Origin of the sequence: Microbulbifer magnicolonia (assembly GCF_035117725.1) — a bacterium.
Classification (GTDB): domain Bacteria; phylum Pseudomonadota; class Gammaproteobacteria; order Pseudomonadales; family Cellvibrionaceae; genus Microbulbifer; species Microbulbifer magnicolonia.
Map to the genome: position 1 here is coordinate 808711 of NZ_JAYEFD010000001.1, position 14646 is coordinate 823356.

General features: G+C 62.1%; 13 protein-coding genes and 1 tRNA gene. 13 read left to right on the forward strand and 1 reads right to left on the reverse strand.

Annotation, left to right across the window (positions count from 1 at the left end):
• Positions 1-138: 138 nt before the first annotated feature.
• Positions 139-226, forward strand: a tRNA-Ser gene (locus RRF64_RS03610).
• Between the two features lie 391 nt (positions 227-617).
• On the opposite strand, the gene RRF64_RS03615 is transcribed toward RRF64_RS03610, so the two are convergent.
• Positions 618-896 carry a hypothetical protein gene (locus RRF64_RS03615; protein WP_323844457.1) on the reverse strand — a complete coding sequence of 93 codons (279 nt, stop codon included), beginning with the start codon at positions 894-896 and terminating at the stop codon, positions 618-620.
• Positions 897-1199: 303 nt separating this feature from the next.
• Between RRF64_RS03615 and RRF64_RS03620 the strand changes: the two genes are divergently transcribed.
• The 12 genes from RRF64_RS03620 (at position 1200) to RRF64_RS03675 (ending at position 14595) form a co-directional block, all read left to right on the forward strand.
• Positions 1200-1886 (forward strand): hydrolase, encoded by a 687-nt coding sequence (locus RRF64_RS03620; RefSeq protein ID WP_323844458.1) that lies wholly within the window; start codon positions 1200-1202, stop codon positions 1884-1886.
• A 69-nt stretch (positions 1887-1955) separates the two neighbouring features.
• A complete protein-coding gene (locus tag RRF64_RS03625; protein ID WP_323844459.1) occupies positions 1956-3938 on the forward strand; it encodes an amidohydrolase in 1983 nt (660 codons plus the stop codon).
• Between the two features lie 5 nt (positions 3939-3943).
• Positions 3944-5362, forward strand: coding sequence for an alginate export family protein (locus RRF64_RS03630; RefSeq protein ID WP_323844460.1), 1419 nt, complete (start codon positions 3944-3946; stop codon positions 5360-5362).
• Positions 5363-5556: 194 nt separating this feature from the next.
• Positions 5557-6303 carry a TVP38/TMEM64 family protein gene (locus RRF64_RS03635; RefSeq protein WP_323845589.1) on the forward strand — a complete coding sequence of 249 codons (747 nt, stop codon included), beginning with the start codon at positions 5557-5559 and terminating at the stop codon, positions 6301-6303.
• A complete protein-coding gene (locus RRF64_RS03640; protein ID WP_323844461.1) occupies positions 6303-8543 on the forward strand; it encodes a glucosidase family protein in 2241 nt (746 codons plus the stop codon). Before RRF64_RS03635 ends, RRF64_RS03640 begins: the two co-directional genes overlap by 1 nt.
• 18 nt (positions 8544-8561) lie before the next feature.
• Positions 8562-9824 (forward strand): glycosyltransferase, encoded by a 1263-nt coding sequence (locus RRF64_RS03645; RefSeq protein ID WP_323844462.1) that lies wholly within the window; start codon positions 8562-8564, stop codon positions 9822-9824.
• Positions 9825-9836: 12 nt separating this feature from the next.
• Positions 9837-12272: an endonuclease/exonuclease/phosphatase family protein gene (locus RRF64_RS03650; RefSeq protein WP_323844463.1), complete on the forward strand. Its 2436-nt coding sequence runs from the start codon at positions 9837-9839 to the stop codon at positions 12270-12272.
• 198 nt (positions 12273-12470) lie between these two features.
• On the forward strand, positions 12471-13151 hold the full coding sequence (locus tag RRF64_RS03655; RefSeq protein ID WP_323844464.1) for a Bax inhibitor-1/YccA family protein: 681 nt from the start codon (positions 12471-12473) through the stop codon (positions 13149-13151).
• 67 nt (positions 13152-13218) lie between these two features.
• Positions 13219-13611 (forward strand): sulfurtransferase complex subunit TusD, encoded by a 393-nt coding sequence (gene tusD / locus RRF64_RS03660; protein WP_323844465.1) that lies wholly within the window; start codon positions 13219-13221, stop codon positions 13609-13611.
• A 2-nt stretch (positions 13612-13613) separates the two neighbouring features.
• The gene (gene tusC, locus RRF64_RS03665) at positions 13614-13976 is read left to right on the forward strand and encodes a sulfurtransferase complex subunit TusC (RefSeq protein ID WP_323844466.1); all 363 of its coding nucleotides are present in this window, start codon (positions 13614-13616) and stop codon (positions 13974-13976) included.
• Positions 13977-13978: 2 nt separating this feature from the next.
• Positions 13979-14260, forward strand: coding sequence for a sulfurtransferase complex subunit TusB (gene tusB / locus RRF64_RS03670; protein ID WP_323844467.1), 282 nt, complete (start codon positions 13979-13981; stop codon positions 14258-14260).
• Positions 14260-14595: a TusE/DsrC/DsvC family sulfur relay protein gene (locus tag RRF64_RS03675; protein WP_323844468.1), complete on the forward strand. Its 336-nt coding sequence runs from the start codon at positions 14260-14262 to the stop codon at positions 14593-14595. The genes tusB and RRF64_RS03675 overlap by 1 nt, the downstream gene beginning before the upstream one ends.
• Positions 14596-14646 lie beyond the last annotated feature (51 nt).

A 14646-nucleotide genomic window follows, 5' to 3' on the forward strand; every position in this document is an offset into this window, starting at 1 on the left:
GCCAAATCCCCTCCTCCGGCAGATCCGCGCCACGGACGGCGCTGGTCAATAAATCAGCTAACTCATTGAACTGCCTAAAAAAAATCGTACGCGCCCTTGTACCGGAAAATACGCCCGGTATAATGCGCCGGACAATTTGGTGGGGTGGCTGAGTGGTCGAAAGCGGCGGTCTTGAAAACCGTTGACTGTAACAGGTCCCAGGGTTCGAATCCCTGCCCCACCGCCATATAAAAGAACCCGGTTTTATGCCGGGTTTTTTTATATGGCGGTGGGGCAGATTAGGATGAGAATCCCGTTCGAGCCGCAGCGGGCGCAGCCCGCGGAGACCAGCGAGCGCAGCGAAGCTAATCCCTGCCAGCGACATGACGAAAAGCCTACTAACCCCATCCAACGGGACTCTGCAACGGCAACCATGCCAGAGCAGGTTCACATGGGTGACCGAGCTTCGCAGGGCATTGTGTTCAGTGAATAGTACTTGACCCAACCCTGGCTTTTCATACAGAGGGATCCGATTAGGGACGGTGTGCCGCTAACCGAAACGCTCTCGACTCACCACACCCTACCCTACGTCCATTTGCAAGGCAGAATCTTCCCTGGCTATTCGTTCAGTTCGGCAATTACAGATGCTTCTGCAGCTCTGCCAAACTTAGCGTCGGCGTAATCCATATTTCGGCGTTCAGCGCAGCAAAGAGAGCTTCATTATGCGCCATCAGCTTGTCCTGCTGTGTTTCCTCGAATATGAAAACAGCGGCACGCTTCCCCTGCCATACGTGAAAATACGCGGCTTCAGGTTTAGCAGCTTCAATGAACTCACTTATCGCAGCCGACATCGACTTATCAGCGTAACTGGCATTGCCTTTTTCCACCGGAATCAGAACTTGCATCAATAAACGCACGGGTATTCCTCCTCAGAACCTCATATCGATGTCTGAAACCATAGATCGCGCTATCGCAGGCACAGCGAATTTCCCGACAAATAGATTGTCGCTCCAATGAATATAATCCCGCCAAGTTCTCGGATGTCGCTTTTTTGGGTGGCGACAATTTCTACTTCGCGACAACTTCTGATTGCGATTCTGATCTAGCATTTTGAAAGCAGCATCTCCGAATTCGTATGCTGCCACTTCCTGCCGCAGGACAGCTCAGCGCCCCAGTTATGTTTAGGTCGTCCCGGGACTTGAACTCCGTGGAGAATTTTTATGCCCGCTAAACCCGAACTTCTCACACCGGTCAACTGCCAGCTCATTTTCATCGACTTACAACCGCAGATGGCGTTTGGCGTCCAGTCGATCGACCGTCAGCAACTGAAAAACAATGTCGTCGCACTGGCCAAGGCGGCGAAGGCATTCAAGATACCGACAATCATCACTACAGTCGAAACCGAGAGCTTCTCCGGGCATACATTCCCGGAACTGCTGGCGGTCTTCCCCGATATTCCAATACTTGAACGCACGTCCATGAATTCCTGGGATGACCAGAAGGTGCGCGATGCGCTGGCAGCAAATGGTCGACAAAAGGTCGTTGTCGCCGGCCTCTGGACCGAGGTCTGCAACAATACCTTCGCCTTCGACGCCATGCGCGAGGGGGGCTATGAGATCTATATGGTGGCAGATGCCTCCGGCGGCACCTCCAAGGACGCGCACGACTATGCCATGCAGCGCATGATCCAGGTAGGGGTCGTGCCTATGACCTGGCAGCAGGTGATGCTGGAGTGGCAGCGCGACTGGGCGCACCGCGATACTTACGATGCCGTCATAGATATCGTCAAGGAGCACTCCGGCGCCTACGGCATGGGCGTGGACTACGCCTACACCATGGTGCACAAGGCCGATGAGCGGGTGAAGCACGGGCCGCGCCAGGATCCGGTGCCGGCCAAATCCGGGTAACGCATCGCGCCCGGCACTTGATGCGACTTGTGTTTCGATCGCCTAGAGCTGCCTCGCAAGGGAAGGTTTATGCAGGATTCAGACGAATTCCGGTCCAAGGCGGGCAGTCGGCCCAACCGACGCCAGTTGTTAAAGGGATCTGCGGCGCTGGGCGCACTTGCGCTGCTGGGTCCGCTCGCCGCCCGATCCTGGCAGCATGGAGAAAACGTCATGGCGGACACCATTCTTCGCAATGGGCACATCACCACGCTCGACGTAAAGAATCCGGAAGTCACGGCCATAGCGCTCGCCGGTGGCCGCGTGCTGTCGACCGGCGCTGACAAAGAAGTGATGCGCCTGGCCAGCGATAAAACCCACGTAATCGATTTGCGGGGCAAGCGCGTAATCCCCGGCCTGAACGACAGCCACACCCACCTGATCCGCGGCGGCCTCAATTACAACATGGAGTTGCGCTGGGAAAATGTGCCTTCACTGGCGGATGCCCTGCGCATGCTGAAAGAGCAGGTGGAGCGCACACCCGCGCCGCAGTGGGTCCGGGTTATCGGCGGCTGGTCGGAGTTCCAGTTTGCGGAGCGGCGCATGCCGACGCTCGAGGAAGTCAACCAGGTGGCACCGGAGACGCCGGTGTTTATCCTGCACCTCTACTCCCACGCCCTGCTCAACCGCGCCGCGCTCAGGGCCACCGGCATCGGCCGCAACACCCCCGACCCGCCCGGTGGTGTCATTCAAAAGGACAAGAACGGCGAGCCGACCGGCATGCTGATCGCCAAGCCGTCGGCGCTGATTCTCTATTCGACACTGGCCAAGGGCCCGAAACTGCCACTGGAGCAGCAGATCAACTCCACCCGGCATTATATGCGCGAGATGAACCGCCTCGGCATCACCTCGGTTATCGATGCCGGCGGCGGCGGCCAGAACTACCCGGACGATTACCGGGTCGTGCGGAAACTGAGTGATGAGAAGCAGCTGACGGTGCGCATCGCCTACAACCTGTTTGCGCAGAAGGCCGGCCAGGAGCTATCCGACTACGAGCGCTGGGTTGCGATGACCGAGCCAGGCGCCGGGAACACCATGTTGAGGATGAACGGGGCCGGTGAAAACCTCACCTGGTCGGCGGCGGATTTCGAGAATTTTCTCGAACCCCGCCCGGACCTCAGACCCACCATGGAAAAGGAACTGGAACCGATCGTCGAACTGCTGGCTGCGGAAAAGTGGCCGTTTCGCATTCACGCCACCTACAACGAGTCTATCGACCGCTTTCTCAATGTATTCGAGCGGGTGAACGGCAAAACGCCCTTCCAGACCCGCTTTATTATCGACCACGCGGAAACCGTCGACGAACGCAACCTGGAACGCATCAAGGCGCTCGGTGGCGGTATCGCCATACAGCACCGCATGGCCTTCCAGGGCGAGTATTTCGTCGAGCGCTACGGCGAGCGGGCGGCGAAGCACACACCGCCGATCCAGAAAATGCAGGCCATTGGTCTCCCGGTCGGCGCCGGCACCGACGCCACCCGTGTCGCCTCCTACGATCCCTGGGTGGCCCTGTACTGGATGACTACCGGCAGGACGCTCGGCGGCCTCGCCCTTTACGACAAGCAAAACCTGGTCGACCGTGAAACCGCGCTGCGCCTGTTGACCCACGGCTCCGCCTGGTTCTCCGGTGAGGACGATGTCAAGGGAACACTGGCGCCGGGCCAGTATGCGGATCTCAGTGTGTTGTCGTCCGATTATTTCAAGGTGCCCGACGAGGAGATCAAGCAGATAGTGTCGGAGCTCACCATCGTCGACGGCAGGGTGGTCTATGCCGCCGGGCCCTTCAAGGAGTTCGACCCGCCCTTACCCCCGGCGAGTCCAGACTGGAGCCCGGTGAAACACGAGCCGACACCGTCAATGCGCCACGGCGACTACGCGCGCGCCTGCCACGACAGTTGCGCGTCCGGCTGTACGCTGCACGGCCACAACCATTTGATCGCCTGGAATTCGCCGATCCCCGTGCAGGATAAGGGAGGTTTCTGGGGCGCCCTGGGCTGTTCCTGCTTCGCTTTCTAACGGTGATGAGCGCACGCACGGCAAGTGGCGTTACTGCGCGCGCTCGCCTGTCGCTGCTGTTGATCGCCCTATGCTGGCTGCAGACCGCCGTTGCCCAGCAACAACTGCCCCCGCTGGAGAAACTGCGCTATGAAGAGGACTACGGCAGCCTGCGCAGCCAATTGCCGCTGCGGGGCTGGCCTGCCAGATGGAAATACCTTCCGCTGGATAGCGGCGCGACACAGTATCTGAGTATCGGCGGTGAAATCCGCCAGCGCTATGAATACACCGAGAACCCGCTGTTTGGCGCAGACCCTCAGGACAGCCACGGGGTCTGGCTGCACCGCTACTCGATCCTCGGGGACCTGCACCCGAATCGGCACATGAGGATATTCGCCCAGCTCACCAGCGCCCAGGAAGCCGGGCGAGCCGGCGGTCCGAGCCCGGTGGATGAAAACAAGCTCGAGTGGCAGAACGCATTCCTGGACCTCCGCGGGCCGCTAACTGCCTCGAACGAGCTGACCCTGCGCGCTGGTCGCCAGGAGGTTGAACTGGGCTCCGGACGCCTGGTCAGTGTGCGCGAGGGCCCCAATGTACGGCGCACTTTTGACGGAGTCCGGGGTCTATTGAACCCTGACCTCGGACAACTGAGCGCTGTCGCCCTCAGACCGCGCGAGGACAACCCCGGGGAGTTCGACGACTCTACTGACAGCAGCCAGGCGCTGTGGGGGCTCTACGCCACGTCCGCGGAAAACCTGTTGCACTACGGCAGCCTGGATCTCTACTTCCTGGGCTACGAGAACAACCTTGCCGAATATACACAGGGTATCGACCATGAGGACCGCTATTCCCTCGGCGGCCGCTACTGGGGCAATAGCGGCCGCTGGACCTGGAACTGGGAGGCGCTGTACCAGTATGGAGGTTTCGGCAGCGGCGATATCCACGCCTGGACAATTGCCAGTGAAACCGCCTACCGGTGGCAAAGCGCGTGTTGGCAGCCGCAGCTGCGACTGAGCGTCAATATCGCCAGCGGCGATGACAACCTGGACGATCCTGAGCTCGGCACTTTCAACCCGCTTTTTCCGCGCGGCAACTACTTTTCCGAAGCAGCGGTGCTGGGGCCGCGCAATTTCTACAACTTCCACACATTTCTCGATCTGCAGCCCAGTGAGCGCTGGACCCTGACCACCGATATCAATCTCTTCTGGCGACTGACAACCGCAGACGGCGTTTACAGCCCCAGCGGGCAAATCATCCGCTTTGCCGAGGGCAGCAGCAAACGGCACGTTGCTTCGTCTTTCTCCTTCACCGCCGAATACACTTTCGATCGCGGACTGTTGTTCACCGCCATCTATACCTACCTGCAGCCCGGCAGTTTTATCCGGGCAACGGGCCCGGCGGAAGACATTCACTTCACCGAAGTGACACTGCAATATCGATTCTGATGCCAATTGCCTGGTTCGGCTCGCGCGAGTGCGCCACCGTAGCCCATATTCAGATTTCTGCTCGGCAGATTGCACTGGGTCACCCCGACCCGCGCCTCGACCAAAGTGCGCATCTGCATCGTCCGCAGGAGTATGTGGAAACGGGCGCATTTCCCCGCACGCTTGGCGATTGACTAGGCTATACAGTGGCGGCGATGAAAACTCGTAGTACTTGGGTGCTCCAGAGCGAATCTATGGCGGTAAGGATATCCCCTGTTCTGTTCATTCTTGTCTGCATAGTTGTCGTGGCTGGTGCAATTGGGCTGCTGCTCTACTTCGATCTGGATGACCGCATCATCGAACTACTGCAGTGGCTGGAGAGCCGCGGCTGGCAGGCCAGCCTGCTGCTCATCCTGATCGTTGCGCTGGCCATAGTCGTGCTGGCCCCCGGGGTGATTTTTACCATGGGCGCGGGATTTGTGTTTGGTGTGATCAAGGGCACCCTGCTGGTTGTCGCCGGCACCGTGCTCGGCGCCACCATCGCCTTCCTGATCGCACGCTATCTATTCGGTGAACGCCCTTCCCGCTGGCTGATGTCGCATATCAAGCCGCCGACGATCGGAGAGGTCATCCGGAGGGAGGGCTGGCGAATGATCATGCTCACACGCCTTGTGCCGCTCTTCCCGTTTAAGCTATCCAATTATTTTTTTGGCCTGACGCCGGTACGGTTGTGGGATTTCGTGCTGGGTAACGCGATCGGTGTCATTCCGATCACGCTGCACAATGTCTATATCGGATCGATCGCCGCCGATATCACCACCATGGGGCAGATGGAGGAGCGCACGCCGGCACAGTGGGCTTTTTATGGAATTGGATTTGTGCTGGCGGTAATTGCGGTGATCGGGCTGACGCGCATGGCGCGCCGTGCACTCAAGGAAAAAATAGAAAGTGAGGATCTCTGATGCCCTGGATGAAATGGCTTCCCTGGCGCTTCTTCGTACGCAAGTTCGCCACTGCGCACGGTTTCCTCGATCCGCTCGCGCTGATGGCGCGAATGCAGCGCTTCGCCGAACCCTCTGAGGTCAGCGAGCCTATTGAACTGCTGCGTGCCGGCGCAATCTTTCACGCGCGAGCGCTGATCAACAGCAAGGTTATTCAACACAACCTCGACTGGGTGTGGCCCTACTGGATCGAACGCCAGTTCGATCCCCGCGATGAATCCTTTATTCCGCGCGCTTTCTCCATCACGCACTGCAACCTCAGCCATCGCAACTGGACCGCGGTGGGCCTGCCGGACTGCGAGGAAATGCCGGTGGTGGATCCGCGCGGGCTGCTGACGCCCCATTACGATGGCTGGTCCATCGACGCCTGGGTAATAGATACCAACGGTGAGCAGTTAATTCCCTCAAAACTGAAGAGTTGCAAACAGCGGCTCGAAATGGACGAGAACATAGCCGTAGTGACTGAATCCGCGCAGGGCAGCTTGAAACTGCGCAACTGTGCGCGGGTGGAAGCGGACAGTACCGATGCCCACTGCCTGCTGGACCTGAAAGCCGAGTCCGCCAGCGAAGGCTGGCTGGTAGTGGCCCTGCGACCGTGCAATCCAGAGGGCGTCGCCTTTGTCCATAAAGTGCGCCTGGATGAGAATCGCCGCCAGTGGCTGATCGAGGACAAACTGGCAGTCAATTTCGAGCAACCGGTGGAAAAGCACCTGGCCTCTGACTATCGGCACGGCGACATATACCTGCACCTGCAGGACCAGGGCGGCCGGGTACACGGCGAATGCGATGTGGGCATGGCCTCGGCCGCGGCGCTGTTCCGCATCGACGCGGGCAAGCCACTGCATATCGGTGTCCGCATCCCCCTGCACAGCGACAAACACAGAAGCCGGCCCCTGCAGACCTGGCCGGACAGCCTGCAGCATCACTGCGCCATGTCGGTACCCGACAGGGAATTCCAGTTCCTGTACGACGCCGCGATCCGCACCCTGGTGCTGCACTCGCCGAAAGACGTCTATCCGGGCCCTTATACCTACAAGCGCTTCTGGTTCCGCGACGCCGCCTTCATGATTCAGTCGCTACTGCACGCAGGCCTCGTCGATCGGGCCGAGCGCGCGCTGGACCAGTTCCCCCACCGGCAGAAGCGGGACGGCTTCTTCCACTCCCAGGACGGCGAGTGGGATTCCAACGGCGAGGCGCTGTGGATTTTCGACCTGTACTGCCAGCTGACCAACCGCCCGCTGAAAGTGGCGTGGCGCGATCCGATGCTGCGCGGCGCCAGCTGGATTACCGGCAAGCGCCTGCCGAAAGACGGCAGCCGCTGCGGCGGTCTGCTGCCGGCCGGCTTCAGTGCCGAGCACCTGGGCCCGAATGACTGCTACTACTGGGACGATTTCTGGGGCGTCGCCGGCCTGCACGCAGCGGCCGCCATCTGCGAGCGGGAGGGCCTGGCGAACGACGCCCACCAGTTCAACGCACAGGCGAACGATTTCCAGCAGACCATCGACGAGAGCCTTGCCGCCGCCATGGAGCGACTCGGCAGACCGGCAATGCCCGCCTCACCGAATCGCCGCCTGGACGCGGGCGCCATAGGCTCCATCGCCGCCGGCTATCCGTTACAGCTGTATCCGCCGGACGACGCGCGCCTCACCGACCTGGCCAACTACCTGATCGATAGCTCTTTCGTCAGCGGCGGCTTTTTCCAGGACATGATCCATTCGGGGATCAACGCCTACCTGACGCTGCATATCGCCCAGGTGCTGCTGCGCGCCGGCGATCCCCGCTGCCTGGACCTGATGCGCAACGTGGCGCGGCTCGCCTCCCCTACCGGTCAATGGCCGGAAGCGATACACCCGCATTCACTCGGCGGCTGCATGGGTGACGGCCAGCACGCCTGGGCCGCCGCCGAATGGGTGGCGATGCAGCGCAACTGCTTTGTCCGCGAGGAGGGCGAGACGCTGGTACTGGCATCCGGTTTGCCACCGGAGTGGCTGGCAAACGAGTCGGCCGCTGAACCCATCCGCTTCGGCCCGGCCCTGACCCGCTTTGGCAAGATCACCCTGGAGATCACGCCTGGATCCAGCCCCCGCGTCGCCTGGATCGGGGACTGGTACCGCGGCGCGCCGCCAATCGAGGTGCGCGCACTCGGGTTTAAGGCGGTAAATGCGGTGCCCGAGGTCAACCATGTGGAGCTGACGGCCTAGGTCCCTATGAACATCGTCATGCTCACCAATACATACCTGCCGCATGTGGGGGGCGTGGCGCGCTCGGTGGCGGCCTTCGCCGGCGAGTATCGGAAGCGCGGACACAAGGTTCTGATCGTCGCGCCGGAATTCGCCGAGAAGATCGCCGACGAAACCGATGTGGTGCGCATCCACGCGATTCAGAATTTCAATGGCAGCGACTTCTCCGTAGCCCTGCCCTTTTCCGGCCACCTGAGCGAGCGGCTGGACGAATTCCGCCCGGACATAGTGCACGCCCACCACCCCTTCCTGCTCGGTATGACCGCGTTGCGAGTCGCGCGTGAGCGGGAACTGCCGCTGGTCTTTACCCATCACACACTGTACGAGCGTTACACCCATTATGTGCCCGCGGATTCCCAGGCCCTGAAGCGCTTCGTGATCGAACTCGCAACCCGCTACGCAAACCTGGCGAGCCTGGTATTCGCCCCCAGCGAGAGCATCGCGGAGCTGCTGCGCGGGCGCGGCGTCACAACGCCAATCGCCGAGGTTCCGACCGGCGTGCAGCTGGAACACTACCGCGGCGGCGATGGTTCCGGGTTCCGGGGCCAGCGGCGCATACCGGAGCGCGCGTTTGTCATCGGTCACCTGGGCAGGCTCGCGCTGGAGAAAAATCTCGACTTCCTCGCAGCCGCTGTTGCGGAGTTCATGCAGCGGCGCGACGACGTGCATTTCCTGCTGGTCGGCAGCGGGCCGCTCGCGGACCAGCTGGCAGCATTGTTTGCCAGCCGCGGCCTCACCGCGCGGCTGCACCTGACCGGCACCCTGCAGGGGGAAGCCCAGCGCGATGCCTACAGTGCGATGGACGTGTTTGCCTTCGCCTCCACCAGCGAAACCCAGGGCATGGTGCTGACCGAGGCCATGGCCGCGGGTGTGCCGGTTGTCGCGCTGGATGCCAACGGTACCCGTGAAGTTGTGCGGGACGGCGTCAACGGCCGCCTGGTGGCGCGTGAAGAGCAGAGAGAATTCGTCGCCGCTATCGAGTGGCTGTATGAACTGCCCGCGCAGCAGCGCCGCGCAATTGCCGAGGCAGCACTCCGCACCGCACGCGAGTTCTCCATCGGAAATTGCGCCGGGCGGGCGCTGGAGCTCTACGAGCCGCTGCTCAAACACAACTGGCCGCTCGACGACTCGCTGTACGCACAGTGGATGCGCCTGCGCAATCTGATCGGCGCCCAGTGGGAAATTCTCGAGGGTGTCACCAGTGCCGCGGGCGCCGCCTTGTCCCACCCTTCGCAACGATAAAGTCTGGCCGCGATGCTGAGCCGAATAGGATCCAGACTGCGCCGTTGGCGCCGCCGCTTCAGCCGCAGCGAGTGGATGGCCCACCTGCTCGGCCTCTCCAGGAGCGAATGCCCGCCCAGTGATCCCGGACTTATCCTGATCCAGGTGGACGGCCTCGCCTATTCGCAGTTCAACAAGGCGCTCGCCCGGGGCCGGCTGCCGTTTCTGAAACGGCTGATGCGCAAAGAACACTACCACCTGGAGCATCTCTACCCGGGTGTGCCCTCCACCACACCCGCAGTACAGGCGGAACTCTTCTACGGCGTACGCCAGATAGTGCCCGCCTTCGGTTTCATGGCGCACGAAACCGGCCAGCTGGGCCGGATGTACGATCCGGAAGTCGCAGCACTGGTGGAGAAACGGGCCAAGGCGAAGGGCCGCGCGCCACTGCTCAAGGGCGGCAGTTGCTACCTGAGCCTGTTTCGCGCCGGCACGCAACACGGCGAGGCGCACTTCTGCCCCGCCGACCAGGGCTGGGGCCCGGCACTGCGCGAAGCGAGTCCGTGGGCGGTCTTCCTGCTGTTACTGACCAACGCCTGGAGCCTGGTGCGCACCGCAGGCTTGGTGGTGGTGGAGTTCGTGCTGGCACTGGCAGACAGCATACGCGGTGTCATCCAGGGGCAGGATCTGATCCGCGAGTTGATGTTCGTACCGACCCGGGTCGCCGTCACCATATTGATGCGCGAGCTCTGCACCATCGGCGTCAAGATCGATATCGCCCGCGGGCTGCCGATCATTTACGTCAATCTGCTCGGTTACGATGAGCAGTCCCACCGCCGCGGGCCAAGCTCCGCATTCGCCCACTGGGTCCTGAAGGGCATCGACAACGCCATCGCACGCATCTGGCGCGCCGCCCACGCGTCCGACCGGCGCCACTATGACGTGTGGATTTTCTCGGACCACGGCCAGGAAGCGGCAACCCCCTACGAGGACTATTACGGCCGCAGCCTCGGCGATGCACTGTCGGACGCCCTCTCGCACCTGCCGACCAGCCCGAACGTACGCCGCGGCAAAAGCCGCCGCGGGGTGCAGCTGGAACGCGCGCGCCTGTTTGGCAGCGAATGGATCGAGCGGATGATTCCGAACGACGAGGCGTCAACCGAAAACGGCGACTCACCGGTAGCCCTGGCGGCACTGGGTCCGCTGGCCATGCTGTACAACGTGCAGGCGAACGGCGCCGACCGCGACGAAATAGCGCGGCTGATCGTCGACAAGGCCAAGGTGCCACTGGTGCTCTACCGCACCGATCCGGGTGACCCCACCTCACCGGTCCGCGGCTGGTGGGCGCAGGGACCGGTGCGCCTGCCGGAAGACGGCGCCAGACTGCTCGGCGACGAACACCCGTTCCCGGACGAGGCCATCGCCGACATGGTGCGCTTGTGCAGTCACGCGGATGCCGGCGATTTCATGATGTACGGCTGGTGCGCCGGCCAGGAACCATCGCTGACTTTCGCGCTGGAGAACGGCAGCCACGGCGGTGCCGGGCCGAACGAGACCCACGCCTTTGCGCTGATGCCGGAAGACATACCGCCGCCGGACCCGAAACGCGGGCACTGGCGCCCGGAGGAATTGCGCTCCGCCGCCCGCGCCTATCTGCGCGGCGTCAAGCCCATGTCCGTCAAACACCGCCCGGTACCACAGAAGACACTGCGGGTCATGACCTACAACGTCCACAGCTGCCGCGGTGTGGACGGCAAGCTGTCGCCCCAGCGCATCGCCCGTGTCATCGCCCGCTACCAGCCGGATATAGTGGCGCTGCAGGAACTGGATGTGATGCGCGAGCGCAGTGGCGGCCTGGATCAGGCCGAGCGCCTGGCGCGGCTGCTGGCGATGAATGTGCACTTTCACCCGGCGCTACATCTCGAGGAAGAGCGCTACGGCGACGCCATTCTGACCCATCTGCCGGTGCGCCTGGTCAAGAAAGGCCTATTGCCGGGACCGCCGCCGGGCCAGAGCAAGCTGTTCAATCCGGCCGCGGACGAGCCCCGCGGTGCCCTCTGGATCGAGGTCCAGCACAACGGGCAGAAGTTGCACATCATCAACACCCACCTGGGCCTGTCGAAAGCCGAGCGCCTGCGGCAGGTGGATGCCCTGCTGGGGCCCGAATGGCTCTCCCATCCGGAGTGCCGCGGCGCCAAGATCCTGACGGGCGACTTCAACGCACTGCCCAATTCCGCCGAGTGCAGACGCGTGGCCACACAGCTGCACGACGCCCAGCTACAGGCACCCAACCATACGCCGCAGGGCACCTTTTTCAGCCATATGCCCAAGGCGCGCATCGACTACATCTATGTCAGCCCTGACATCGAGGTAAAAAGAGTGCTGATCCCGCAGACGGCGCTGACCCGGCAGGCTTCGGACCACCTGCCGCTGATCATCGATATCGAGATCCCGATCGAGGAGACTTGAGCAGTCGCGGGCATTGAAAAAGACGGTTGCAGCCCCAATCTATTGGCTCAACCAGCCGGTCAGAAACCGCAACAGCTGCGGTTTTTTTAACCCACATGTCATGGAACTGCGGCCGGTAGCCGCGAACTGTCGCCCCGACTTGATGGTCCAAGGCACTGGCTATATGATTCTCGTATCTTTCACTAGCAGGAGTCGCTAATGCAGCCGCAAGTCTATTCTCAATCCGGAGCGCTGGAGCGCCTGGATACGGCCAAGGTACTGCGCAATACCTACGCCCTACTGGCCATGACCGTACTGTTCAGCGCCTTTACCGCCGGTATCGCGATGGCCGTGGATATGGGCCGGGGCATGGGCCTGATCTGTTCCATCGCCGCCATTGTGCTCGTATGGTTCGTTCTGCCGCGCACGGCAAACTCCGCCGCCGGTGTCGGCGTGGTCTTCGCATTTACCGGCCTGCTGGGCGCGTCCATCGGCCCGCTGCTGAACCACTATCTGGGCCTCGCCGGCGGCGGCCAGATCGTCATGCAGGCGCTCGGCACTACCGCTCTGATCTTCTTCGCGCTGTCCGCCTACGTGCTGACCACCCGCAAGGATTTCAGCTTTATGGGCGGTTTCCTGTTCGTCGGCCTGATCGCTGTATTGGTCTGCGCACTGGGCATGGTGATTGCCGGCTTCTTCGGCGTTTACCTGCCGCTGGCCAGCGTTGTACTGAGTGGCGTGGTTGCCCTGCTGTTCTCCGGTTTCATCCTGTATGACACCAGCCGCATCGTCCACGGCGGCGAGACCAACTACCTGATGGCCACCACCTCCCTGTATCTGAACATCCTGAACCTGTTTACCAGCCTGCTGCACCTCTTCGGCTTCGCCTCCGACGATTGATCGACCGCAGCAGTCCGCGTAATACGCAATGCCCCGCAACGCGGGGCATTTTACTATCCGGCCCCCTATGAAATTCTCACTCGCCGTATACAGTGCTCCCCACTCGTCGCAGTCCGCCGCCAGTGCCCTGCGCTTCGCCCAGGCACTGCTCGCGCAGGGGCACCAACTCTACCGGGTGTTCTTCTACTGTGACGGTGTGCATAACGGCAGCAGCATCGCCGCTCCGCCCCAGGACGAATTCGATCTGGTCGGTCAGTGGCAGGCGCTGCAGCGACAGCACCAGCTGGACCTGGTGATCTGTATTGCCGCGGCGCAGCGGCGCGGTGTGCTGAGCGAACGGGAGGCGGAGCGCCTGGAAAAACCCGCGGCCAACCTGGCGGACGGCTTCGAGCTGGCGGGTCTCGGCCAGCTGGCAGACGCGGTGGCAAACTCCGACCGGCTGGTGACCTTTGGAGGTTGAAGATGGCAAAACGCACACTCGCACTCTGCCGCCAGGCACCCTATGGCAGCGCCCTCGCCCGCGAGGGCTTGGAGGCGGTCCTCGCCGCCGCGGCCATGGACCAGGCGCCGGACCTGCTGTTGCTGCGCGACGGCGCCTTCCAGTTGCTGGGTGACCAGTCGCCCGAAGGCATTGGGCAGAAAAGCCTGCAGCGGAATCTGCTGGCACTGCCGATGTTCGGCGTAGAACGCGTCTACGTCTGTGAGCGCAGCCTGATGGAGAGAGGCATCGACGCCAAGCGGATAGAAATACCCGGCGTCAAAGTTGAGCTGGTGCTCGACACCGGCAGTTTTATTGCCGCCTACGATACCGTTCTGAGTTTCTGAGCATGACCCTACATATCGTCAGCAAGTCCCCCTACAGCTCCAATGCCCTCGCCGACTGCATCGGCACCTTTGCCGAGGGCGATGCGCTGCTGCTGATCGAGGACGGTGTCTACGCCCTGAGCGGCCGTATGCCGGAGGGCATCGCCGTGAGCCCCGTCTACTGCCTGCGGGCCGATGTCGAGGCCCGCGGCCTCACCGTGCCGGCATCCATCCAGGCGATCGACGATGGGCGCTGGGTCCAGCTCTGTCTCGAACACAACCCTATAGTCAGCTGGTTCAATTGATGGGCAGTATTCAGGTGGAAGGCCGCGAGATAGCACTCGACAAGGAGGGCTACCTGCGCAACCTCGATGACTGGAGCCCGGCCGTTGCCGAGCAGCTGGCCATCGCCGAGGACATCGAGCTTACCGAAGCGCACTGGGAAGTGGTCCGGCTGCTGCAGGACTTCTACCGCGAATTCGAGCTGTCCCCGGCGATGCGCCCGCTGGTCAAGTATGTCGGCCAGCATCTTGGCGCCGACAAGGGAAAGAGTATCTACCTGATGCAGCTGTTTCCGCCGAGCCCGGCCAAGGTGGCGAGCAAGATCGCCGGGCTGCCAAAACCGACCCACTGCCTGTAGGCCCTCATCCCCAGCCCTCCTCCCGCAAGCTGGAGAGGGGAGCAGCAGTCC